At 68.0% G+C, this 22,025-nt stretch carries 20 protein-coding genes and 1 pseudogene; 7 read left to right on the top strand and 14 right to left on the bottom strand.

Going from position 1 to position 22,025, the window contains the following annotated elements; all coding sequences use genetic code 11:
* Positions 1-12 precede the first annotated feature (12 nt).
* The 6 genes and pseudogenes from MQH10_RS06320 to MQH10_RS06350 all read right to left on the bottom strand — a co-directional run bounded on the left by MQH10_RS06320 (position 13) and on the right by MQH10_RS06350 (position 6,790).
* A complete protein-coding gene (locus MQH10_RS06320; RefSeq protein WP_242563221.1) occupies positions 13-639 on the bottom strand; it encodes a glutathione S-transferase family protein in 627 nt (208 codons plus the stop codon).
* A 140-nt stretch (positions 640-779) separates the two neighbouring features.
* The gene (locus MQH10_RS06325; RefSeq protein ID WP_242563222.1) at positions 780-1,223 is read right to left on the bottom strand and encodes a TonB family protein; all 444 of its coding nucleotides are present in this window, start codon (positions 1,221-1,223) and stop codon (positions 780-782) included.
* A gap of 227 nt (positions 1,224-1,450) precedes the next feature.
* A pseudogene (locus tag MQH10_RS06330) lies at positions 1,451-3,354 on the bottom strand (HAMP domain-containing methyl-accepting chemotaxis protein).
* A 117-nt stretch (positions 3,355-3,471) separates the two neighbouring features.
* Complete coding sequence (locus MQH10_RS06340) at positions 3,472-4,002, bottom strand: nuclear transport factor 2 family protein (protein ID WP_242563223.1); 531 nt, start codon at positions 4,000-4,002, stop codon at positions 3,472-3,474.
* Entirely contained in the window at positions 3,999-4,430 is a 432-nt protein-coding gene (locus tag MQH10_RS06345; protein ID WP_242563224.1) for a nuclear transport factor 2 family protein, read from the bottom strand. Before MQH10_RS06345 ends, MQH10_RS06340 begins: the two co-directional genes overlap by 4 nt.
* Positions 4,431-4,495: 65 nt before the next feature.
* On the bottom strand, positions 4,496-6,790 hold the full coding sequence (locus MQH10_RS06350; RefSeq protein WP_242563225.1) for a TonB-dependent receptor: 2,295 nt from the start codon (positions 6,788-6,790) through the stop codon (positions 4,496-4,498).
* A 481-nt stretch (positions 6,791-7,271) separates the two neighbouring features.
* On the opposite strand from MQH10_RS06350, the gene MQH10_RS06355 reads away from it, so the two are divergent.
* Both MQH10_RS06355 and MQH10_RS06360 read left to right on the top strand, forming a co-directional pair.
* The gene (locus MQH10_RS06355) at positions 7,272-7,688 is read left to right on the top strand and encodes a nuclear transport factor 2 family protein (RefSeq protein WP_242563226.1); all 417 of its coding nucleotides are present in this window, start codon (positions 7,272-7,274) and stop codon (positions 7,686-7,688) included.
* Positions 7,689-7,690: 2 nt separating this feature from the next.
* Positions 7,691-8,224, top strand: a complete 534-nt coding sequence (locus MQH10_RS06360; protein WP_242563227.1) for a nuclear transport factor 2 family protein — start codon at positions 7,691-7,693, stop codon at positions 8,222-8,224.
* A gap of 143 nt (positions 8,225-8,367) precedes the next feature.
* Here the strand turns inward: MQH10_RS06360 and MQH10_RS06365 are convergent, their stop codons facing one another.
* Both MQH10_RS06365 and MQH10_RS06370 read right to left on the bottom strand, forming a co-directional pair.
* Positions 8,368-11,166 carry a TonB-dependent receptor gene (locus tag MQH10_RS06365; RefSeq protein WP_242563228.1) on the bottom strand — a complete coding sequence of 933 codons (2,799 nt, stop codon included), beginning with the start codon at positions 11,164-11,166 and terminating at the stop codon, positions 8,368-8,370.
* 274 nt (positions 11,167-11,440) lie between these two features.
* Positions 11,441-12,100 carry a TetR/AcrR family transcriptional regulator gene (locus tag MQH10_RS06370; RefSeq protein WP_242563229.1) on the bottom strand — a complete coding sequence of 220 codons (660 nt, stop codon included), beginning with the start codon at positions 12,098-12,100 and terminating at the stop codon, positions 11,441-11,443.
* A 274-nt stretch (positions 12,101-12,374) separates the two neighbouring features.
* Between MQH10_RS06370 and MQH10_RS06375 the strand changes: the two genes are divergently transcribed.
* Positions 12,375-12,833, top strand: a complete 459-nt coding sequence (locus tag MQH10_RS06375; RefSeq protein WP_242563230.1) for a GNAT family N-acetyltransferase — start codon at positions 12,375-12,377, stop codon at positions 12,831-12,833.
* Between the two features lie 67 nt (positions 12,834-12,900).
* Positions 12,901-13,617: a lysophospholipid acyltransferase family protein gene (locus MQH10_RS06380; protein ID WP_242563231.1), complete on the top strand. Its 717-nt coding sequence runs from the start codon at positions 12,901-12,903 to the stop codon at positions 13,615-13,617.
* 6 nt (positions 13,618-13,623) lie between these two features.
* Here MQH10_RS06380 and MQH10_RS06385 read toward each other — a convergent pair whose 3' ends face one another.
* Genes MQH10_RS06385 through MQH10_RS06395 form a run of 3 tightly spaced genes read right to left on the bottom strand, consistent with a single transcriptional unit; the run spans position 13,624 to position 16,297 of the window.
* Complete coding sequence (locus MQH10_RS06385; protein ID WP_242563232.1) at positions 13,624-14,010, bottom strand: nuclear transport factor 2 family protein; 387 nt, start codon at positions 14,008-14,010, stop codon at positions 13,624-13,626.
* A gap of 11 nt (positions 14,011-14,021) precedes the next feature.
* Positions 14,022-14,780, bottom strand: a complete 759-nt coding sequence (locus MQH10_RS06390; protein WP_242563233.1) for an SDR family oxidoreductase — start codon at positions 14,778-14,780, stop codon at positions 14,022-14,024.
* A 38-nt stretch (positions 14,781-14,818) separates the two neighbouring features.
* Positions 14,819-16,297 carry a carotenoid oxygenase family protein gene (locus MQH10_RS06395; RefSeq protein ID WP_242563234.1) on the bottom strand — a complete coding sequence of 493 codons (1,479 nt, stop codon included), beginning with the start codon at positions 16,295-16,297 and terminating at the stop codon, positions 14,819-14,821.
* 162 nt (positions 16,298-16,459) lie between these two features.
* Here MQH10_RS06395 and MQH10_RS06400 point away from each other — a divergent pair, with 162 nt between their 5' ends.
* On the top strand, positions 16,460-16,921 hold the full coding sequence (locus MQH10_RS06400) for a nuclear transport factor 2 family protein (protein ID WP_242563235.1): 462 nt from the start codon (positions 16,460-16,462) through the stop codon (positions 16,919-16,921).
* A 3-nt stretch (positions 16,922-16,924) separates the two neighbouring features.
* Here MQH10_RS06400 and MQH10_RS06405 read toward each other — a convergent pair whose 3' ends face one another.
* Both MQH10_RS06405 and MQH10_RS06410 read right to left on the bottom strand, forming a co-directional pair.
* On the bottom strand, positions 16,925-18,133 hold the full coding sequence (locus tag MQH10_RS06405; protein ID WP_242563236.1) for an acetyl-CoA C-acyltransferase: 1,209 nt from the start codon (positions 18,131-18,133) through the stop codon (positions 16,925-16,927).
* A gap of 93 nt (positions 18,134-18,226) precedes the next feature.
* Positions 18,227-19,045 carry a creatininase family protein gene (locus MQH10_RS06410; RefSeq protein ID WP_242563237.1) on the bottom strand — a complete coding sequence of 273 codons (819 nt, stop codon included), beginning with the start codon at positions 19,043-19,045 and terminating at the stop codon, positions 18,227-18,229.
* 148 nt (positions 19,046-19,193) lie between these two features.
* Here MQH10_RS06410 and MQH10_RS26715 point away from each other — a divergent pair, with 148 nt between their 5' ends.
* Together MQH10_RS26715 and MQH10_RS06420 are read left to right on the top strand one after the other, a co-directional pair.
* Complete coding sequence (locus MQH10_RS26715) at positions 19,194-20,411, top strand: TetR/AcrR family transcriptional regulator (RefSeq protein ID WP_242563238.1); 1,218 nt, start codon at positions 19,194-19,196, stop codon at positions 20,409-20,411.
* Positions 20,412-20,505: 94 nt separating this feature from the next.
* A complete protein-coding gene (locus tag MQH10_RS06420; protein ID WP_242563239.1) occupies positions 20,506-20,880 on the top strand; it encodes a hypothetical protein in 375 nt (124 codons plus the stop codon).
* Here the strand turns inward: MQH10_RS06420 and MQH10_RS06425 are convergent.
* Complete coding sequence (locus MQH10_RS06425) at positions 20,877-21,911, bottom strand: MBL fold metallo-hydrolase (protein ID WP_242563240.1); 1,035 nt, start codon at positions 21,909-21,911, stop codon at positions 20,877-20,879. The two genes, MQH10_RS06420 and MQH10_RS06425, sit on opposite strands and share 4 nt — an antisense overlap.
* Positions 21,912-22,025: the final 114 nt, after the last annotated feature.

The following is a 22,025-nucleotide window of genomic DNA, read 5'->3' on the forward strand; positions in this document are numbered from 1 at the left end:
GGTGAGGGGAGCCTAGCCGCCCACCCCCTCATGCGAGCGTTCCATCGCGCGCTTGTAGGCGTCGCGGCCGGTGGTGCGGGCGAGATAGGCCTGTTCGGCGTCGCCAAGGGTGAGGCCGCAGTTCCTTTGGCCGAGGTTCAGTGCGTAAGTCACCGAGATGTCGGCGGCGGTGAAGGCTTCGCCCGCCAGATAGGGCGAGGCGGCGAGGCGCTGGCGGACCAGGTTCAGGCGTTTCTGCAGCACCGCCAGGCACCAGGTCGCGCCCCAGTTCTCCCGCTCGGCCTCCGGCGCCATGAAGCGGCTGACGACGACGGGCATCATCAGGGTGGCGAGGCCGGCCTCGCCCAGGTGGAGGAACTGTTGATAGGCGGGGAAGGTCGGATCGGCGGGCGCGGGCGCCAGCGGCGTCGGGCCGTAGCGGGCCATCAGATATTCCATGATGGCGATGGACTCGATCATCGAGACGTCGCCGTCCTGCAGCGCCGGGATGTAGTCGGCCGGATTGACCGCCAGGAACTCGGGGTCCCGCACGGGCGCCAGCATGTCCACCTGGCGGATCTGGTAGGGCAGGCCCATCTCCTCCAGCAGCCAGACGACCCGGATCGATCGCGAGGTCTGCCCGCCCCATACGGTGATCATGCGCCGGCCCTTTCCTGGCGTGGCTGAGGATGGGGCCCAGCGAAGCGGAAATGGCGCGGACGGTCCAGGGGGAGGTGGGGGTTGGATCCAGTTGGGCGTCAGGAGAGCGTCCGTTTCTGCGCCGCCAGGGTGAGCGAACCTCAGGGCGGAGGGGCCGCCGCGGCCAGGCGTTCGACGGCCCAGTCCGGGGTGTGATCCCCCTCGCTCACGAAGATCACAAGCGCCGTGCCCTCCCGCGGCCGACCGGACGCGAAGCGGGCGTGACCGAGGGCCTGCAGAATGGCCTTCTCGAACACTCGGCCCGGCGCCTGTTCGACGACCTGACAGGCGTGGACCAGACCCCGCCCGTCGATCCGCAGCCGGAGCCGCACCCAACCGCATTGGCCCCGGAGGTTCGCGACCGCCGGGTAGCTCGGACGCGGCCGGACCAGATAGGTCTCGTCCGGCTCAGACCTTGGCGGCGGAGGAGGAACTTCAATGACCGGCGCGGCCGAGGCGACAAGCGGCGCCACGACGCCCTGATGGACCAGTGCGCCCAGGAACAGCAGCCCAAGCGCCCCAGCAACTCCGAGCGGGATCGCCAAGACCCCAAGCTTTGGCGCGTAGTGCGACACGACCAAAGCGCACCAGAACGTCAGCGCCCAAAAGGCCCAGGCCAAGGGTGGGGGAAGCCACCGGCGAATTGGGCGCCAAGGGGGCGGCTGATCCTCAGGTTGCGATGTCGCCATCGCCTAACCTAGGCGGGCTCACAGTTATCCCGTCAAGTGGCGGTCCTGGCCGGAGCGGCGGCTCTGGCGCTAAAGCCTCGCCCCTAGAACTCCTCCCAGCTGTCATCGACCGGCGCAGGCGCCGCGCGGCTGTTGACGGCGATCTTCTGGCGTTGGGGCTGGGGGGCTGACATGCGGGCCGGAGCGGCGGTGCGGCGCTGGGGGGCGGCGGCGTCGCCGGCCTTGAAGCGGCCGACCAGGGTGGAGAGCTCGCCGGTCTCGCCGCGCAGGGCGTGGACGGCGGCCGAGGTCTCCTCGACCATGGCGGCGTTCTGCTGGGTCATCTGGTCCATGTGATTGACCGCGATATTGACCTGATGCAGGCCGGCGGCCTGCTCCTGGGCGGAGGCCGCGATCTCGATGACCAGGGCGTCGATGCTGGCCACATGCTGGACGATGCGGCCCAGCGCCTTGCCGGTCTGGCCGACCAGGTCCACGCCCGACGCCACCTGCTGGCTGGAGGCCGAGATAAGGGTCTTGATCTCCTTGGCGGCTTCGGCCGAGCGCTGGGCAAGCGCCCGGACCTCGGAGGCGACCACGGCGAAGCCCTTGCCGGCCTCGCCGCGCGGGCGGCTTCGACCCCGGCGTTGAGGGCCAGAAGGTTGGTCTGGAACGCGATCTCGTCGATCACGCCGATGATCTGGCCGATCTTGCCGGAGCTTTCCTCGATCTCGCCCATGGCGGTGACGGCGCGGCGGACGACCTCGCCGGAGGTCTCGGCGTCGGCGCGGGCGGTGGCGACCACGCCGGTGGCCTCCTTGGCGCCCGAGGCGGTCTTGCCGACCGTGGCGGTGATCTGGTCGAGGGCCGCGGCAGTTTCTTCCAGGCTGGCGGCCTGTTGTTCCGTGCGGCGCGAGAGGTCGTCGGCGGCCTGGGTGATTTCCTGGGCGCCGGAATCGATGGCGACGGTGGAGCCGGACAGGGTGCGGATGGCGTCCTGCAGGTGGGCGACAGCGGAGTTGAAGTCGGCCTTCAGGCGCTCGTATTCCGGGGCGACGTCGAGGTCGAGGCGGACGGTGAGGTCGCCCTGGGCCAGTTCGGACAGCTCATGGGCCATGGCGTCGACGACGCGCTTCTGGGCCTCGCCGGCGGCCTCGAAGGCGGCCTCGGTGCTCTTCAGGCGGCGATCGACCTCCTGGTGCATCTGGGCGGCGTCGGCCTCGAGGCGGGCGCGCTCGACGGCGTTCTCCTTGAAGACCAGGACGCTGCGGGCCATGTCGCCGAGCTCGTCGCCGCGGTCGGCGCCGACCACCTCGACGCTGAGATCGCCGCCGGCCAGCCGCTGCATCACGGCCTCCAGGCGCTGGATCGCCGAGACCACCAGGCGTTCGAAGAAGGCCGCGGCGCCGACGCCGCCGGCGATCATGACCAGAGCGATCAGGGCGGAGAAGGTCATGGCCTGCTTGAACTGGCGCTCGCCGGCCGCCCGCGCGGCCTCGGCGGCGTCGGAGGCCTTGTCGCAGATGACCACGATCTGGGCGTTCAGCTTGGTGTAGTCGTCGAGGCGCTGGCGGTAGCCCTCGGTGGCCAACTCCTTCTGGTTCAGTTGGGAGAAGGCGAGCATGTCGCCGCCGCCGGCCTTGTAGGCCTTCCAGCTCTTCTCCAGGTCGCCGACCGCCTGGCGCATGGCCGGGTCGAGCTTGACCGGAGCCAGCAGCTTGAAGCGGTCGTCGATCTGCTTGGCGTCGGCGTTGAGGATCTTCTCTGCCGCCTGCATGGTCGCGGTGTCGACCGAGAGGATATGGCTGGCTTCCTCGGCGCGGTAGTCGGAGACGAAGCCGTTGATGTCGCCCAGATTGTTCTCGACCGGCAGCCAGACCGTGCTGAGCTCTTTGAGCTTGGCGTTGGATTCCGCCAGGAGCAGGGCGTTGAAGGCGCAGATGGCCATGATCACCACCAGACCGGCGGTCCATGACGCGCGCATCCGCGCCTTAATCGTACGAAGCATATGAGGGACCCCAGCCGTCAACACAGTGAACTGGCGGCTAGGGTCGCAGGTGTTGGTAAATGACCGTTAAAGTTATGGAGGTGCGGCGCCTGCGACGCTAGGTCGCGTTAGGGCGGATCAGCTGGCCACCGGCCGGGAGATCATTTCCTGGACCTCGGCGCTCATCGGCTGGCCGGCCTTCATGGCGGCGCTGATCCGGCCGTCGAAATATTCCCGCCATTCGCAGATCAGCGGCCCCCGGAACTGCAGCGAGCCGGCATAGGGGATGGCGACGTGCTGGCCGGTGGTCAGCCAGAACTCGTCGACGCCTTCCATGAACAGGCGGTCGGCGCTCTCGGCATAGTCGAAGATGCGCCACTTGTTGGTCTTGATGACCGGAGCCATGCCCTGCAGCGCCGTGCGCATGGCGGCCTTGCCGCGGATCGCCGGGGCGTAGCCGGAGGAGTTGCGCCAGATGATGTCGTCGGTGACGTGGACCAGCACGCCCTCCACATCCTGGTGATGCCAGGCGTCGAGGATGGCGAGCAGGGTGGGATAGAGGCGCGACATGGGCTTTTCCTGAGACAGGGCGGGGGAGGCGGCGACCAGGCCGGCGGCGCCGGCGGCGGCCAGCAGGGTGCGGCGGTCGAGGGAGAGAAAAGGGCTCACGAGGCGACCGGGCGGTCGAGCAGTTCGAGCACCTGACGCGACAGGGGTTCGCCGGCCTTCTGGGCGGCGAGCACGCCCAGGTCGACATAGTCGCGCCAGCCGCAGATCAGGTCGCCCTTGAAGTCGAGCACCCCGGCATAGGGGGCGGCGATGCGCTTGCCGTCGGCGGTGGTGTAGTCGTCGACGCCTTCGATAAACAGGCGGTCGCCGGTCTCGGCATAGGCGAAGATCCGCCACTGGATGCCGTGCATGTCCTTTTGGAAATTGCCCAGCAGCTTGGCGGCGGCGGCCTTGCCGCGCACCGGCGGCATGCCGGGGGCGGCGTAGTACCAGACGATGTCGTCGGCCATGTGGGCGAGAACGCCCTCGATGTCCTTGGCCTGCCAGGCCGCGATGACCTTGCCCAGGATGGCGTAGCAACGGCCCATGACCGACCTCTCGTACTCAAACAGAAAAGGGCCGGGCGGCGAACCGCCCGGCCGTCACCATAGTCTTAGAACGGCGCGGAGACTTCCAGGCCGAAGGTCCGCGGCGCCCCGAAGGAGGACATCTCGTCATTGAAGAAGACGATGATGTTGGTCCGGTAGACCTCGTCCGTCAGGTTCTTGCCGAAGGCCGAGACGCTCCAGCCCTTGGTGGGCGAGGTGAGCGTGATCCGGGCGTCGAGGGTGCCGTAGGCGTCTTCCCAGGAGGTGTTCTCCGGAGCCCACGGCATCTTGCCCTGCCAGCGATAGCTGACCCGGCCGACCAGGGCGTCGGTCCAGGAGCCGACGCTGGTGGTGGCTTCCGCCCCCACCGCCGCCTGCCACTTAGGCGTCCGCTGCATGAGGTGGCCGGAGTTGTTCACGCCGGCGAAGACGAACTGGTCGTACTTGGCGTCGACATAGCTGCCGCTGGCCCAGGCGTGGAACCAGTGGTTCGGCGCATATTGCAGGTCGGTCTCCACGCCCTTGATCGTCGCGCCGGGGGCGTTGCTGATCACGTTGCAGAGGCAGGAGGCGAGCGTCTGCTGAACCTGCAGGTCGGTGTACTTCATGTAGAAGACCGCCGAGTTCCAGCGCACCGTGCGGTCGAACATCTCGGTCTTGTAGCCGACCTCGTAGTTGGTGACCGTTTCGGGGTTGTAGGGCGTCGCCGCCGCGAAGGCGTTGGAGGCGTCGTTCTGGAAGCCGCCGCCCTTGAAGCCGACCGACACGGTGCCATAGGCCATGGTGGTGTCGTTGGGCGTCCAGCGCAGGGTCGCCTGGGGCGTCAGCTTGCTCCAGCTCTTGCCGTAGCCGGTGGTGAAGTTGGTGGTCAGCGGGGTGAGCGGGGCGGTGTCGAGGGGGTGCAGCTTGTCGCCGGTCGCCACGATAATGCCGGTCTGATCGCCGCCCTTCTTGTCCTGGGTGTAGCGGGCGCCGACCTCGAGCTTCAGGGTGTCGGTCAGCTTGTAGCCAAGCTGGGCGAAGACGGCCATGTCCTGGTTATGGCCGTGGTCGTCCCAGTGGGACTCGCCCGACAGGGTCGGCAGGACCGAGGATTCGCCCCAGAACCGGTTGAACTGGTGGACCCGGCTCTTGAGGTAGTAGGCGCCCACGATCCAGTCGAGACGGCTGTCGGGATTGGTGGAGGTCAGGCGCACCTCTTCCGAGAACTGATGGACCTGCTCGATGAAGTTGACCGGTTCGGCGAACAGCAGCGACGACCCCACGCTCGCCAGCTGGGCGGCGGTGAAGTTGAAGCCGTTGGTCGGGCCGAGACCCGTCTGGTCGTACATCGTGAAGGCGCGGTTGTCCCGGTAGCCGGTGATGCTGGCGAAGCGGATATTGGGGGCGACGTCCTTCTCGATCTTGGCGATGACGTCATAGGTTTCGTGGCGCGCGCCCTGCGGCGTGGGGGCCAGGTCGCCCTTGAACAGCGGCCAAACCGGGAAGCTCTCGCGGATGTTCAGGCCCGGCAGCTGGGCGGCGATCAGGGTGCGGGTGCCCGACCAGATGTTGGGGCCGGCGGGCAGGGTCGAGCTCTTCAGGCCGACCCGGTTGACCCCGTGATTGTCGTCCTTGGCGTAGTCGACATTGAGGCTGGCGCGCAGGTCGGAGTCGGTCGGCTTATAGGCAAGCTGGACCCGGCCCTGGACCGAGTTGAGGTCCTCGAGGTCGGAGTTGTGCAGCAGGTCCTTGGCGTAGCCCGAGTGGTTGATGGTCTGGAACGAGAAGCGCCCGGCGATGGTGTCGGTGAGCGCGCCGGTCAGATAGCCCTGGGTCTGACGCAGATCGTAATTGCCGGCGGTCAGGGTGATCTTGCCCGAGGTGTCGAAGCTGGGCGCGTTGGAGATGATGTTGACCGCGCCGCCGGCGACGTTCTTGCCGAGCAGCACGCCCTGGGGCCCGCGGACGACCTCGACCCGCGCCACGTCATAGAAGGACGAGTTCAGGTTGCCGGAGCGGCTGACATAGACGTCGTCGACGAAGGTCGAGACCGACTGGTCGGCGGTGGGCGAGGTGAGGCGGGTGTTCACCACGCCGCGGATGTTGATCTCGTTCGCCTGGGGCGAATTGGCCGTGAAGGAGATGCCGGTCATGTTGTGACCGAGGTCCTCCAGGCTGAGCACCCGGTCCTTGGCGAGGCTGGCGCCGGTGACGGCGGTGATCGCCAAGGGCGCCGCCTGGACGTTTTCTTCCCGCTTCTGGGCGGTGACGACCAGCTCTTCGAGCTGGGTGCCGCCGGCCGCCGCCGCGAAGGCGGGCATGGCCAGCGTCATCCCGGCGAGCAGGGCGATGACGGATGTGGTGTGTTGCAGCTTCACTGGTTTTCTCCCCCTGGGCCTGTGCGACCTGAAAGTCGTCGTTGGCCCGTGTTGTTTCCCCGCCCCCAGGCGGTAGATCTTCGACGTCATCAGGGGGTGTGGCGTATTCGGACGAACCCATCCCGGCGCGCGTGGCCCGTGGGGCACGCCAACTTGCATAAGACCAGGACTTGGTGGCCGCGCTTCACAGATCGCGCAGGCGCAAAGGGTCGCGGGTTATCCCGACTACGACGTTTCCCCCATTGTTTTTTCGGTCGTCTACACCTCCAAGAATAGGCTGTGTTTTTTTCGTCTCGTCAAGCAAGTCACTCATTGTGGGAACAACCGCCCGGGGCGTTCGCGCGGCGATTGACGCCGTCCGAAGCCTCGGACTCAGTTCCTCCAGAAAGGACTTGCCAACGGTCGGTACCGTTATGCAAGTTAATTTCGACGTGAGTGTCGCGACAGGCGGTCGCGCACCGTTCAGGGGAGGAGCCACATCATGTCCGCCAATCTTACGGACGAGCAGAAGATCGCGATCGGCCGCGAAATGGCCGAGGCCTGGCGCGCCCTGGACTGGCGCAAGGTCGCCGACATGTTCACGCCCGACGGGGTGCTGCATTCGATGATGGTCGAGCCGATCGTCGGGCGCGAGGCGGTCTATAAGCGCGTGTCGGGCCTGGGCGACGGGCTGGAGAGCATCACGCTCAACATCCGCCACATGGGGGTGATCGACGGGATCCTCTATATGGAACGCACGGACGAGTTCGTGATCCGCGGCAAGCCGGGCTCGGCGCCGGTGGTGGGCGTGCTGGAGTTCGAGGGGCCGCTGATCAAGATCTGGCGGGAATATTACGACCGGGCCCACCTCCTGAAGGCCATGGGCCTCGTCGAGGATTTCGACGCCAAGACCCGCTAGCCATGAGCGAGCCCGACGTCTCCCAGGCGGAACTGCGCGCCCTCATCGACAAGCAGGCGATCACCGAGGTGGTGCTGCGCTACAGCCGCGCCGTGGACCGCGGCGACGAGGCCCTGTTGCGCGCCTGCTATCACGACGACGCGGTGGAGGATCACGGCGGGTCGTTCCTGGGCCCGGCCAGCGACTATATCGCCGCGATCCTGCCCACCCTGCACAGCGAGCGGCTGATGACCCACACGGTCACCAATATCCTGGTCGACCTGGAGGGGCCGTCCCGCGCGACCTGCGAGGCCTATTACCTGTCCTTCGCCCGCTATCCGGTCGCCGAGCCGCCGTTCGAGACCCTGACGCTCGCCCGCGCCGTGGATCGCATGGAGAAGCGCGACGGGGTCTGGCGGATCCTTCGCCGCAACCTGCGCTGGGAATGGAACCGCGAACAGCCGATCGCCGAGACCTGGGCGCGGGGCGGGATCGGCGACCCGGCGATCCTGCTGCACGGCGGCAAGAAGCCCAACGACGTGCTCTACCAGGGCTGACGGCAAAGAAGCGCCGTCCGGCGGGGGCGCCGGACGGCGAGCTGGGGTGCGGGTTGGGAAGGTCCCGCAAGGCGACTGGGCCATGAATGTGCGCTGGCCCTGCGCTACGCCCTCCGGATATTGGGGGGATCCGGACGGTGGGTTCAGAACTGCTTGGTGAGCGAGACCCCGTAGGTGCGGGGTTCGGTCATGAAGATGTTGGTGAACAGGCCCGAGGTGTCGTCGGTCTGGTACTGGTCGGTGACCACGGTTTCGTCGGTCAGGTTCTTCACATAGGCCTGGATCTGGAAGCCCCACTCCGGCTTCTCGATCAGGAGCGACAGGTTGGTGTTGGTGTAGGAGTCCAGCCGGTCGTTGATCGCGTTGAAGATCCGGGCGTAGCTCTTGCCCTGGTAATAGAAATCCACCCTGGGCGTGACCTGCCAGCCTCCAGCCAGCTCCCATTGATACTGGGCGCCGACCGAGGCGGTGAAGTGCGGCGAGTTGGGCAGCTCGTTGCCGCCCAGCTTGGCCGGGACCCCGGCGGAGGGGGTGACCGAGAAGCCGAGCGCGGTGGCCGCGGGCGTGCCCGGGGCGAAGCCGCCATTGCAGACGCCGGGCAGCAGGGCCGGGGCGAACAGGGATCCGCTCACCGCCGCCGCCGGCACCAGGCCGGCGTTCACCGCCTGCTGCAGCTTGGCCAGTTCCGAGACCTTGGCGACGCACATGGAATAGGTGACGCCGTTGCGGACGGTGGACAGGGTCGGGTCGCTCTGGGTGAGGTTCATCAGGTCGAGCGACTGGTTGTCGGCCAGCTCGGTGTGCAGGTAGCCGAGGCTGGAATTGAACCGGAGGTTCTTGACCGGCTCCCAGATGCCTTCCAGCTCCGCGCCCCAGAGCTTGGCGTCGATGTTCACATTGACCGAAGTCCGCTGGATGATCGAGGAGACCTGGTAGCCCTTGTAATCATAGTAGAACAGGGTGCCGTTCAGGATCAGCCGGCCGTCGTCCAGGGTGTTCTTCGACCCCACCTCGACGGCGTTGATGAACTCCGGCGCATAGGACTTGGGGAACAGCTCCTGGCCCGGCGACTGCGGCGGGTTGAAGCCGCCGCCCTTATAGCCGCGGGCGTAGGAGGCGTAGAACAGGCTCTTGTTGGTGAAGGACAGCTCCGGCGACCATTCCAGGTTCAGCCGGCCCGTGGTCTCCTTGAAGTTGACGATCTGCACCGCCAGAGGCGCCTGGCCGACGCCGCCGGTGAGCAGGCGGGGCTGATAGGGCTGGGCCCGCTTGTGGTCGGCGGTGTAGCGCAGGCCGGCGGTCAGCTTGAGGTCGTCGGTGAGCTTCCAGTTCAGTTCGCCGAAGGCCGCGGTCGATGAGATCTGGTAGCCGGTGCGGCTGTCGAAATAGTTGCCGCCCGAGCCGTTGGGGATCGCGTTGGGATCCACATAGATGCAGTTCGGCAGGGTGAGGCTGCCGGTCTTGGGGCAGCCGGAAATCAGGTTGATGAACTCGCCCATGGCGGTGAGCGTGTTGCTGGTGACGTAGTAGTTGGAGACCGTCTTGAACTTGAGCGCCGAGACGCCGGCGCTGAAGTTGATCGGACCGTCGAAGGTCGACTGGAGCCGGACCTCGTGGGTCTGCTGCTTGCTCTCGCCGTCGGAGAAATCGATGGTCGTGAACTGGTTGCGGCGGCCGACCTGGGGATCGTCGAAATAGCCGTTGGCGTCTGTCAGCTGGCCGAAGAACACATTGGGATTGAGGGTGCCGGTGGGCACCGCGCGGTTATAGTCCGCCTCGGTGAAGCCCTTGTTCTCGGAATAGCCGCCCGTATAGGTCAGCTCCAGATTGTCGCTGAGCTGGTAGGCGATGTTGAGCTGATAGACGTCGGCGTCGTTGCGGTAGAGCGGGTCGAACACCGACTCGATCTTGCGCAGGTCCGGGTTCTGCTGCTTGCCCGCATAGGCGTCGCCATTGATCAGGCCCGCGGCCACCCCCAGGCCGCCGCCCAGGGTGACGGCGCTGTTGATCTCCTGAAGGGCGTTGGCGCCGTGCAGGTCGGAGAGTTTGCAGCCCTGGCTGAAATAGTCCTGAGTGCGGGTCGCGGCCGAGGTGTTGGTGGCGACGCCGCCGATGGTGGTCGGGCCCGGATCCTTGACGCAGAGCTGCTTGCCGACCCGGAGCCGGTGGTCGTCCTCGCGGAACCGCTCCCACATGAAGGTGGCCTTGAGCTTGTCCGTCGGGTCCCAGGCCAGGGTGGCGCGGGTCGACCACAGGTCACGGTCGTCGACGTCGTGGCCGGTGGTCAGGTTGTCGTAGAAGCCGTCGCGCTTGAGATAGGCGCCGGCCACCCGCAGGGCGAAGTTGCCGGGCAGGGGCATGTTGATCATGCCGTTGACGCGCCGGGTGCTGAAGTTGCCGAGTTCGGCGCTGATCCGCGCACCATAGGTGTCGGTCGGCTTGTTGGTGATGATGTTGACCAGGCCGCCGGTGGTGTTGCGGCCGAACTGGGTGCCCTGGGGCCCGCGCAGCACCTCGACCCGCTCCACGTCATAGAACTCGGCGTCGGCCAGGGTGTTGGCGGTCAGCGGGACGTTGTTCTCGTGGATGCCGATGGCGGCGTCGGCGCTGGTGGCCACCAGCTTGGTGCCGATCCCGCGGATCTGGAAATTGTAGCCGCCGAAATTGCCGCGGGAGAAGTTCACGTTCGGCACGGCCTGGAGCAGGTCCTGGCCGGTCTCGATCCGCTGGTTCTTGAGGTTGTCGCCCGAGAAGGCCGACACCGCGATGGGCACGTCCTGAATGCTCTCCTCGCGCCTCTGGGCGGTGACCACGATCTCTGAGACCGTGTTGGCCGGCGCCGCGGCGGGTCGTGCCTGGGCCATGGCCTGGGAAGCGGTCATCAAGGCCGCCGCGCTGACGCCAAGCGTCAGCAGGCTCCGCAGGTGCGAAGTCGTGTGCATTCGGTTTCCTCCCCGTCCGGGCGTTTGTTTGGCTCGCCTCGGATTTTTCTTTTAAGGGGTCACTGAACGCAGGCCGTGCGGGGCTTCTACTCAATCCGCACAAGCGTCAGCGAGCCCGGAACGAGTATGGGACCCGATGCTTGCGCGCGACTACTCGGGTTTGAGGACGTAGCGTCAGGCGCGGGGCGCGGCGCGCGCCAAAGGCCAAGGGACAACGCCCATTGCGGGTAAGGGGGGCTGCGCGCCGTCAGGTCGAAGCGGCGCCGCTCGGCTTTCAGCCGGCTGCGGGCGCCGCGCCCGTGGCGCCCATTTCCTGGGGCAGGGGATCGCGTCCCATGGCCATGCGGAAGGTGAGAAAGGCCAGCTGACGGCGCAGGGCCAGACGCTCGGCGTCCGTGCCCTTGAGGAAGGCGATCTCCAGCATGGCGCTGAACAGCATCTGGGAGATCAGCCAGGCGTCGATCGCCGGCTCCGGCAGGCTGAGGCGATCGGCGGCGCGGATCGAAATGTCCTGGCACAGGCCGGTCAGGGTCTCGCGCGTCCCGCGGAAGGCCGGCAGCTGCATCACGAAAGGCGCGTCGCGCAGCAGCACCTCGAGCGCGTTCTCCGGGGCGCCCAGGCTGTCGATGCCCGCGGCCAGCAGATGCTCCACCCCCTGGAAGGCCGGCATGTCTGCGGCCTCGTCTATGGCGCGCTCCATGCGCATGACGATGCGGTCGCAGGCTTCCGCGACCAGGGCCGCGACGATGGCCTCACGATTGGGGAAGTACTCGTAGAGCGTGCCGATGCTGACCCCGGCGCGTTCGGAGATGCCGTTGGTGGTCAGCTCCTCATAGGAGCGGCTGGCCAGCACCTGGCTGCAGGCGTCGACAATGGCGTTGAAGGTCGCCCGCGAGCGGGCCTGCCTGGGCAGCTTGCGGGGCTCGAGCTCCACGCCGCCGGGACGCGGGGTGTGGCCGGCCGTTTGTCCGGCCGCCGCGCGCCGTCGCCGATCAGCCGATGTGACGGCGGATCTGTCATCGCCTGTTCGCATCTGTCGTCGTCCCATCGACGGGTGTATCGATCCCGTCTTGCGCCGTACGGTCGTGAAGCGTGGCACGAAAATCGGCCTTGTCACGTAAATTCAAAGGCTTCCGCTGCGGCGCCCTGGTCGTTTTTCGCGCGGTGCGGCGCTTGACGCAGGGGCCCCAAGGCCCTCAGGTCGGGCCATGTTCCTGCGCCGAGCCGGTCCCGAAGACGCCGCCGCCATCGCCGACCTGGTTCGCGCGGCCTATGCCCCCTGGGTCGCGCTGATCGGGCGCGAGCCCAAGCCCATGACCATCGACTATGCCCAGGCCCTGGCCCTGAACCGCTTCGACCTGGCCGAGACGGGCGGGCGGCTGGACGCGGTGATCGAGACCGCGGCCGCGCCGGACCATCTGCTGATCGTCAATATCGCCGTCCGCCCGGACCTGCATGGCCGGGGCCTGGGCCAGGCGCTGCTGGCCCATGCGGAAGGCCTGGCGCGGTCCGCCGGCCTCGAGACCCTGCGGCTCTATACGAACCAGAAATTCGCACGAAACATCGAGATCTATCGCCGCGCCGGATACCGGATCGACCGGGAGGAGGTCCTGGCCAACGGGGTGGCGATCCACATGGTCAAGACCCTGGCGACGCCGTCGGGTTGAACAGGGGGCTGGGCGGCTCGCGTTCAGATGGTAGGGTTCGCGACCTGTCACGCGTCGGGGGGCGCATTTGATCCTGGTTCGCTCGCTCGCCTTCGCGGCGTTCTTCTATGGCTGGTCGGTGCTGATCATCCTGGCCATGACCCTGGTGTTCTGGGGGCCGACGACCTGGGGCCTGGGCTGGGCCAGGCTGTGGAACCGCGGCACGATCTGGGGGCTGAAGCGGATCTGCGCGATCGAGGTCGAGGTCCGGGGCGTGGAGAACATCCCCGCCGGGCCGGCGATCGTGGCGGCCAATCACCAGTGCATGTTCGACGCCTTCGCCCCGCTCAGCCACCTGCCCAAGCCCAGCATGGCAGGCAAGCGCGAGCTGACCCGGATCCCGCTGTTCGGCTGGTACGCCGTGCGCAACCGGCTGATGGTGGTGGTGGACCGCGACGGCCATGCGGGCGCGCTTCGCCGGCTGATCGCCCAGGCCCAGGCCATGCTGGCGGAGGGCCGTCAGCTCCTGATCTATCCGCAGGGCACGCGGCTGGCGCCGGGCGAGACCGCGCCCTACAAGCCCGGCGTCGCGGGGCTCTATGGCCTGCTGGGCGCAGCCTGCGTGCCCATGGCGACCAACGCCGGCCTCTGCTGGCCGCCGCACGGAATTCTCCGCCGGCCGGGCCGGATCGTCTTTCAGTATCTGGAGCCCATCCCGCCGGGTCTCAAGCGGGCGGCCTTCATGGCCGAGCTGGAGACCCGGATCGAGACGGCCGCCAAGGCGCTGATGGCCGAGGGGCGCTGAGCGGCCTCAGCGGCCGTGGGCGCGCAGCTGGGCCGACTTGGCGCTGTCGATATATTCGTCGAGGCGGGTGATGACCCCGTTCTCCATCTTGACCACCACGCAGGCGTCCATGGCCCACTTGGTCCCGTCGGGCAGGGTGGCCTCCAGGATATGCTGCTGCATGAAGCCGTCGGGCAGGGCCTCGAGCCGCAGGACCCGGTAGTTGCGGTCGGGCAGGGCGCGGATGAACCAGTCCAGCACCTTCATGTTCTGGTCGACGGTCTGCTCGATGCCGTCATTGTTGTGCCAGAGCTTGGCGTCGGGGTGGTAGCAGGCGCGCACCGTGTCGGTGTCGCCGCTCTGGATGGCGCCGACGAACTTCTTGGCGAAGGCGATGTAGTCTTGCGGAGTCATTGGCGGCGTCCTCAGCGACCGGTGGTGACGCGTTCGCCCAGCAGGGAGCGGCGCATGGCGAGTTCGAGGGCCTTGGGGTCGCGGGCCAGATTGGCGCGGACGTCCACAGCCATATAGTCGGTGTCGACCTCGTCGGCGCCCTTGCGGATCGCCTTCAGGCCGGCCTCGGCGATGGTGGCCGGGGTCTCCTTGAAGCCCTCGACATGGCTGGCCATCCGGGTGTCGACCGAGCCGACGATCAGTGCGGTGACCGAGGTGCCCTGGGGGGCGAGCTCGGCGCGGACGCAGGTGGTCATGGCGCGGCCGGCGAACTTGGACGGGCTGTAGCCGCCCATGCCGGGGACGGCGACGATGCCGCCGGCCGACAGCACATTGGCGATGGCGCTTTCCTTGTGGCGCGCCAGGATCGGGGCGAAGGCGCGGCACATGGCCAAAGGTCCGAAATAGTTGGTCTCCATCTCGGCCCGGGCGGCCGACAGGTCGGGCGCCTTCATCAGGGTCTGCATGGAGAACTGGCCGGCGTTGTTGACCAGGATGGAGACGTCCTGGCACTGGGCCGCAGCGGCCTCGATCTGCTCGGGCTTGGAGACGTCGAGCTTCACCGCGACGATCTTGCCCTGGCCCTCATCGACCAGGTGCTGGGCGTTGGCCGGGTCGCGGGTGGCGACATAGACCTTGGCCGCGCCGGCGGCGATGAACGCCCTGACGAACGCTTCCCCGATACCCCGATTGCCGCCCGTGACCAGGGCGACGCTGTCCTTGATGTCCATGGATCTTTTTCTTTTGACTGAAGTGCTTAGGCGAAAATCTAAAGGTCGAGCTTCCCGTTCTTGATGAACTCGCGGTCGGCCCAGACGCTGTGGGTGCCGCTGGAGATCTTGTGGGGCAGGGCGATGCGGACGACCGGCCCGGCCTCGAAGTTCTTGCAGTCCACCAGGATGCATTCCGAGGTCTGGGTGTTCTCGTCGATGATGAAGCTGACCAGATAGCCGTCGTCTTCGTCCTTGGCGTCGATGCGCGGGACGAACGGGCTTTCGCTGGCAAAGCGGCCCTCCGGCAGGTTGAGCGCCCAGCTCTCGCCGGTCTGGAGGTCGTGCTTCACATAGCCGTTGAACAGGAACCAGCCCGGCTTGGTCGTGGTGGAATAGGCGTAGCGATAGGGCTTGCCGGCATAGCGCTGGTTGAACATGCCGAACTCCAGGATCCGGTCATCCATGTGGTGCTCGGTGGTCTCGCCGGTCTTCAGGTTGAAGCGCCAGCGGTGCAGCTTGGGAATGAAGCTGTGCTCGTCGACGAAGGCCATCATGTGGGCGTAGCCGTCGGGCGCGTCGGCCAGGGGGCGCGGGGTCGGCTTCTCCTGGAAGTAGCCGTCCATGACGATCTCGTCGCCTTCCTCATAGGCGTTGAGGAAGTGCAGGATGTAGGTCGGGTCGGCCTCGAACCACTTGATATCCTGGGTGTCGCCATAGCGCGGGATCACCGCGAAGCGCGACGGCATGCCCCGGTGCTCGCGCACGGCGTGGACGTTGCGCTTCAGGAGCTCCTCGTCCCAGAACACCGGCAGGTCGTTGAGGATCGAATAGTTGGTCGTGAAGACCATGTCGTGCGGCAGGCGCGGGCCGGGCAGGGGCACGGGCACGTAGTGGACCAGCTTGCCGGTCTTATCGACCACGCCGTAGTGCATGTAGGGCGCGGACTTCGAGTAGTTGAAGAACAGCAGTTCGCCGGTGGCCTCGTCGATCTTGGTGTGGGCCGAGACGCCGTCGAGCGGCCCCCAGCTGGCCACGCCGCCCTGTTCCAGGGTCTCGGGATCGAGCCAATAGGCCTCGCCGCACTGGTAGAAGGTCGAGACGATCTTGCCGCCGTGGACCACCACGTCGGTGGAGGAGGAATCCTTCAGCCCGCCATGGGCCCCGAAGCCCGGCCGCAGGGAGACCTCCGGACCGTCCATCAGTCCGCCCCAGAGCGACTGGCCGGCTTCCTGCTCGGCCTGGAAGCCGCGGGTGCGGACGAAGCGGTTGCGATAGTCGGCGCGGCCGTCCTTGAAGCTGATCATGTGAATCATGCCGTCGCCGTCGAACGGGTGATAGCGGCCGAGCGGCTGCTGCACCGGGTTCTCGGTGTTGCGCACATAGAGCCCGTCGATGTCGGTGGGGATCTTGCCATCGATCACCTCCAGATCGGTGGCGTTGACCTCCTCATGCAGCGGCGTCCAGGCGCCGTTGAGATAGGGATGGTTGCTGGGCCGCAGCGAGGTCTTCACCGGCGGCAGACGCTCCATCTTCATAAGCGCACTCCGAATCTCGTGGCCGCGGCCGAGACGGCCGCCCTTGAATTCAACCTAGCAGCATGGTCTTGTTGTGCAAGTGACCGGGGTCGCTTCGCGGCGAATTGTTGATCGCGTTGGACAGGCTTTGGCGACGCCCCGCGAGAGGGCACGGAGGACGACATGAAGCGCACCCTGGGCCTGATGGCCATGGTCCTGACCCTGGCCGCGGCGGCCGCGCCGGCGCAGGCGGCGGACACCGACGCCAGCCGCATCGCGGTGGCCAAGGACATGATCGCGGCCTGGAAGAACGCCGACTGGAGGCACGCCGCCGACCTGTTCGCCGAGAACGGCGTGCTGCGCTCGATGATGATCGAGCCGGTGGTCGGCCGGCCGGCGATCTATGAGCGCATCGCGGCCCTGGGCAAGGGCGCGCCGGGCGGGGTGACCCTGGACGTCAGCCATATGGGCGTGATCGACGGCCTGGTGTTCATCGAGCGCACCGACCGCTTCGTCTATAACGGCCATGCGGGCGCGACCCCGGTGGTGGGTGTGCTCGATATCCGCGACGGCAAGGTCCAGGAGTGGCGCGAATATTACGACCGCGCCTCGCTGCTGAAGGAGATGGGCGTCGCGCCGAAGTAGGCGTCAGCTCACCCGCTCAAACACCATGGCGGCGCCGACCCCGACGCCGCCGGTGGCGGCCACGAGGCCGGTCTCGGCGTCCAGCTGGGCCATGTCGTCCAGCAGGGTGGTGGCGAGCACCGCGCCTGTCGCGCCCATCGGGTGGCCCATGGCGAGGTGCCCGCCATTGGGGTTCACCCGGGCCATATCGACGTCGAAGTCGCGCTCGAACAGCACCGGGGCGACGGCGAAGGCCTCCATGAACTCGATGGCGCCCAGGTCGCCGATGGCGAGACCCGCCCGCTCCAGCACCCGCTTCAGGGCGGTGAAGCCGGCGGTCAGCTGCATGACCTTGTCGTCGGCGCTCTCGGCGATCGCGCGGATGCGGACCAGCGGCTTGAGGCCGTGACGGCGGCCGGCCTCGGCCGTGCCGACCAGGATCAGGGCCGCGCCGTCGGCGATCGGCGGGCAGTGGGCGACGGTGTGCAGGTGCTCCACTTTGCCGAGCTCCGGCTTGTGTGCCAGCATGATCTCGTCGAAGCCTTGCGCGCCGGCGGCGGCGAACACGGGCCCGAGGCGGGCGAGGGTGGCGCCATCGCCGAAATCTCGGATGTTCTCGTCGCGGTCGAGGGCGATGGAGCCGTCGGCGGCGGTCACCGGAATCACGCGGTCGGCATAGCGCCCGGCGGTCCAGGCCGCGGCGGCGCGCTGGTGCGAGCGCATCACGGCGGCGTCGAGATCGGCGCGGCTGACGCCTTCGCGGGTGGCGAGAAGGTCGGCGGCGAGGCCGGGCGGGGCCCAGCCCATGGCGCCGGCCAGGCCCATGTCGGTGTAATAGTCGGCGTTGTCGGTCATGAACGCGACCTGCGACATGCTCTCCACCCCGCCGGCCAGGGCGAGGTCGGCCTGGCCGGAGGCCACGCGACGGGCGGCGTCGGCGAGCGCCGAGAGGCCCGAGACGCAGAAGTTGTTGATGCTGAGGCTGGGCAGGGTGTCGGGCAGATTGGCCTGGACCCGAGCGGCGAGCGCGACATGACCGCCCTGGACGCCCACCTGGGTCACGCAGCCCAGGGTGAAGTGCTCGGCGGCGTGGACGGCCTCGCGGCCGTTGCGGCGCTCCAGCGCGCGGGCCAGCTGGGCGACCATCTGGGCGGGGGTGACCTTGGCCAGCGACCCGTCCGGGCGACCCTTGCCGCGCGGCGTGCGCACCGCATCGAAAATATAGACCGACATCGGGCCGTGCTCCCTAGGCGTCCCGTCCCGGACGCTGGTCAGTCTTGTAAACGAAGTCGGTTCGGCTTGGCGATAGGCGAGAGGCGCCCACGATCACTTCGCCGCATCCGCCTGGGCGAGGTCGCGCTTGAGCTCTTCGACGGCCAGCTTGATGCGGAGCGCCCCGAACTTGCGGCCGAGCGCGGCGGTCGCGCCGCGCGGATCGCCGGAGAAGCCTTCCGGGCTCAAGGGGCCGTTGCCCTCCTCGGTGAGGTCGCCGGGGTGCAGGGTGTCGGTCCGCACCAGGGCGGGGGCCACGGCCAGGGTCTCGGCGGTGTCCCACAGGCCGCCGTGCCCGCCGGCGGTGTGGCCGGTGGCGCGGATCTCCGCCTCGATCTCGCTGCGGGCCCGGGTGTAGCTGTCGGAGACGAAGAACACTCGCACGCCCTTGGGCGCGAACTCCGCGTCCAGCTTCTCGGCCAGCGCCTTCAGCGGCGCCTGGCTGGGGCCATGGTCGCTGAGCAGGGCGATGCGCTTGAACCCGCCGCCGATCAGGCTGCGCGCCACCTGCTCGTTCACGGCGGTGAAGGTCTCGGGCGTCAGGGTGATGGTGGCCCCGACGTTCCTGAGCTTGTCCGCATTGGGGGCGAAGGGCAGGACCGGGGTGACGATGGCGTCGCCCAACTGGCGGGCGATCTCGCCGGCATAGGCGTGGACGCGGGCGCTGTGCTTGCCATAGGCGACGCTCGGACCGGTGGCCTCGGTGCCGCCGCTGTAGATCAGGGCCACCGGCTTGCCGGCCGCCAGCCGGGCCTGAAGCTCCGGCATCGTCAGGTCTTCCATATAGACCGAGGCCGGCGCCGGCGCGGCGTGGGCGGGGCCACTCGCCAGGGTGAGCGCCGCGAGGGCCCCCAGCCAGATTCGTCCACTCATGCGCTTGTCCCCCGTTCCACCGTTGAGTGGGCGTCAGCGCCCCGGATCGTCAAGCGCCAAGCCCCCGCGCCGGGCTTTGAGATCGCGACCGCCCCCCATAAGATCACCGTCGCTCAGAGGCTGAACGCCCGGGGCTGGGAGGAACTTCGTGAACACCCGTCCGCCTACGCGCCGGTTCGAGGCGCGCCGCGCCGCCATCGTCGCCTCGGCCGTCGGGGTGATCAACCGCAAGGGCGTGCGCGGCATGACGCTGGGCGACGTCGCCTCCTGCCTCGACCTCGTGCCGACCGGGGTGATCTATTATTTCAAGAACAAGGAGGCCCTGGCCCAGGCCTGCTACCTCCAGGGCGTGGAGCAGTTCGACGGCCTGCTGGCCGAGGGGCTGGCCGGGCGCGAGGTCGCCGAGCGGCTGACCCTGTTCCTAGACGCCTATTTCGCCTTCCGCCGCCGGATCGCCGAGCGCGAGGCGCCGGAGGTGGTCGTGTTCAACGACGTGCGCGCCCTGAACGACGAGGCGGTCAATGCGGCCTATGTGGACCTCTTCCGGCGCACCCGGTCGCTGCTGGATGTCCCGCAGACGGAGCGCCGGGCCCGCAACGCCCTGAACGCGCGGGCCCACATGCTGCTGTCGGAGGTGTTGTGGTCGATCGTCTGGCTGCCGCGGCGCGAGCCGGAGGACTTCGGCTGGGTCGGGCGGCGGTTCGCCTCCATGGTCTGCGAGGGGCTGGCGGCGCCCGGGGCGGCCTGGAACCCGATCCCGCTCACCCAGCTGATGGCGGCGCGGCGCGAGGATTCCGCCGAGCTGTTCCTGTGCGCGGCGACCGAGCTGATCAATGAGCAGGGCTATGTCGGGGCCTCGGTCGAGAAGATCTCGGCCCGGCTGAACGTGACCAAGGGGGCGTTCTATCACCACAATGCGGCCAAGGATGACCTGGTCCTGGCCTGTTTCCAGCGGACCATCGAGGTGATGCGCCTGGCCATCCGACAGGCCGAGCAGGTGGCGGAGACCGGCTATCAGGCCCTGGCCTCGATCGCCGCGTCCCTCGTGGAGTACCAGATGTCGGGCAATGCGCCCCTGCTGCGCACCTCGGCCCTGACCTCCGTGCCCGAGGCGATCCAGCGGACCCTGCTCGACCAGTTCGATCGCATCTCCGAACGGTTCGCCTCGATGATCTGCGACGGCGTGGCGGACGGCTCGCTGCGGCCCGTCGACGTGAACATCGCCGCCCAGATGATCACCGGCATGATCAACGCCGCCGCCGACCTGAAGTTCTGGACCCACGAGCTGTCGCCCGCCGACGCCGTGGCGCTCTATGTGCGGCCGTTCTTCGAGGGCCTGGCCACGCCGGAGGGGGAGGGCCGGTAGGGTTCCCCTTCTCCCGCAAGGGGAGAAGGGATCGTTGCCCGTCGGCGAATTGATGGCATATTGCGTGCCAAATTATCGCGCTTCGAGGTTCTCCATGCGACTTGTTCTGCGGCTGCTGCTCGGCGTCATCGGCCTTCTGGCCCTCATCCTGGCCGCGCGGCTGTGGATGGACCCGGCCATGGCGGGGGCGAAGCTGGGCGTGGCGGCGAACGGGCCGCTGGGGATGGCGACGCTGCGGGCGGACCTCGCCGGCTTCTTCGGCGTGGCGGGCGGCCTGACCCTGGCGGGCGCGATCCGGTCGGACGCCAAGCTGCTGACCGCGCCGATGCTGCTGATCGGCGCGGCCCTGACGGGGCGGGTGGTCACCGTGATCGCCATGGGCCTGAAGCCCGAGATGGTTGGGCCCATGGTGGTCGAGGCGGTGCTGCTGGTCGTGCTGGCCTTCGGCCGACGGACCCTGAAGGCCTAGAACTGGCCGAAGCGGACCTCGTCGCTCCCCACCGGCAGCTCGAGGGTCATGCCGTCCTTGGCGAGGCGCCAGTTGGGAAAGCCGACGGCGTCGATGCCCTTGGTGAAGGTCTCGGGGCTGAAGAACGGCAGGCCCGCCTGGGTGAGGTGATAGAGCACCAGCTGCTTTACGCCGGCCGCCTTGGCGATCTCGGCGGCCTCGACGGGGCTGGTGTGATAGGTGACCGTGTCGCCCATGATCGAGCTCATCCGCTCCTGACCCAGCATGCCCAGGCCGTCGGCCAGCTGGCGGGTCATGGCGTTGTTCTGGGCCTCGTGAATCAGGACGTCGGCGCCCTTGGCGGCCACGGCGAGGGGCGGCCACTTGATGGTGTCGCCGCTGACCACGACCGAGCGGCCCTTATAGTCGAAGCGATAGGCATAGGCCGGCGTGGCCGGCTTGTGATTGACCTGGATGGCGGTGACGGTCAGGCCGTCCTGGCTCCAGGCGACATGGCTCTGGACCCCTTGGGCGTCCGGCTTGGCGGGCATGGGGATGACCTTGGCCTGCAGGAGCCCGAGCGCGATCGGCAGCTTCACGGCGCCATGCTCGTGGTGGGCGTGGCGGAACCCGTGGTCGATGGCGTAGGCCTCGTTCAGACCGGCGGCCAGATGCTCGACGCCGGGCGGGCCCACGACCTGAAGCGGGGCGGGGCGGCCGGCAACCCAGCTCTGCATGTTGAATTCGCCGAGGTCGCCGATGTGGTCGGAATGCAGGTGGGTGACGAACACGGCCTTCACGGTCGCAATCGGCATGCGCCACAGCTGCAGGTTCTCAGACGACTCCGAGCCGATATCGACCAGATAGAGCGCGCCGCCGGCCTGGATCGCCACGCAGGGCTTGGCGCGGTCGCGGACGGGCAGGGGGCCGGAGGTGCCGCACATCGTCACCTTGAGGCTGTCGGCGGGGGCGGGAGATTGGGCCAGGGCCGGGGCGGCCCCCAGCATCAGCAGGGCGGACGCCGCCGCCAGAACGCGTCGCGAGATCTTCATGTCGATGTCTCTTCGGAGCGGAGCGGGCCGATCCCGCATCGTTGGGCGAAGAGTGAACTAATGGCAGTTGTCGTGCAATAATAATCGCAAGGCCCCGACGGCTTGACCTGGGTC

Origin of the sequence: Phenylobacterium aquaticum (genome assembly GCF_022695515.1) — a bacterium.
GTDB lineage: Bacteria > Pseudomonadota > Alphaproteobacteria > Caulobacterales > Caulobacteraceae > Phenylobacterium > Phenylobacterium aquaticum.

Excerpts from the sequence above, each read along its gene's own strand:
- MQH10_RS06320 (WP_242563221.1), bottom strand. The coding sequence starts at position 639 with ATGATCACCGTATGGGGCGGGCAGACCTCGCGATCGATCCGGGTCGTC.
- MQH10_RS06345 (WP_242563224.1), bottom strand. The coding sequence starts at position 4,430 with ATGGGCCGTTGCTACGCCATCCTGGGCAAGGTCATCGCGGCCTGGCAG.
- MQH10_RS06355 (WP_242563226.1), top strand. The coding sequence starts at position 7,272 with ATGTCCGCCAATCTTACGGACGAGCAGAAGATCGCGATCGGCCGCGAA.
- MQH10_RS06360 (WP_242563227.1), top strand. The coding sequence starts at position 7,691 with ATGAGCGAGCCCGACGTCTCCCAGGCGGAACTGCGCGCCCTCATCGAC.
- MQH10_RS06365 (WP_242563228.1), bottom strand. The coding sequence starts at position 11,166 with ATGCACACGACTTCGCACCTGCGGAGCCTGCTGACGCTTGGCGTCAGC.
- MQH10_RS06375 (WP_242563230.1), top strand. The coding sequence starts at position 12,375 with ATGTTCCTGCGCCGAGCCGGTCCCGAAGACGCCGCCGCCATCGCCGAC.
- MQH10_RS06385 (WP_242563232.1), bottom strand. The coding sequence starts at position 14,010 with ATGACTCCGCAAGACTACATCGCCTTCGCCAAGAAGTTCGTCGGCGCC.
- MQH10_RS06390 (WP_242563233.1), bottom strand. The coding sequence starts at position 14,780 with ATGGACATCAAGGACAGCGTCGCCCTGGTCACGGGCGGCAATCGGGGT.
- MQH10_RS06395 (WP_242563234.1), bottom strand. The coding sequence starts at position 16,297 with ATGAAGATGGAGCGTCTGCCGCCGGTGAAGACCTCGCTGCGGCCCAGC.
- MQH10_RS06400 (WP_242563235.1), top strand. The coding sequence starts at position 16,460 with ATGAAGCGCACCCTGGGCCTGATGGCCATGGTCCTGACCCTGGCCGCG.
- MQH10_RS06405 (WP_242563236.1), bottom strand. The coding sequence starts at position 18,133 with ATGTCGGTCTATATTTTCGATGCGGTGCGCACGCCGCGCGGCAAGGGT.
- MQH10_RS06410 (WP_242563237.1), bottom strand. The coding sequence starts at position 19,045 with ATGAGTGGACGAATCTGGCTGGGGGCCCTCGCGGCGCTCACCCTGGCG.
- MQH10_RS06420 (WP_242563239.1), top strand. The coding sequence starts at position 20,506 with ATGCGACTTGTTCTGCGGCTGCTGCTCGGCGTCATCGGCCTTCTGGCC.
- MQH10_RS06425 (WP_242563240.1), bottom strand. The coding sequence starts at position 21,911 with ATGAAGATCTCGCGACGCGTTCTGGCGGCGGCGTCCGCCCTGCTGATG.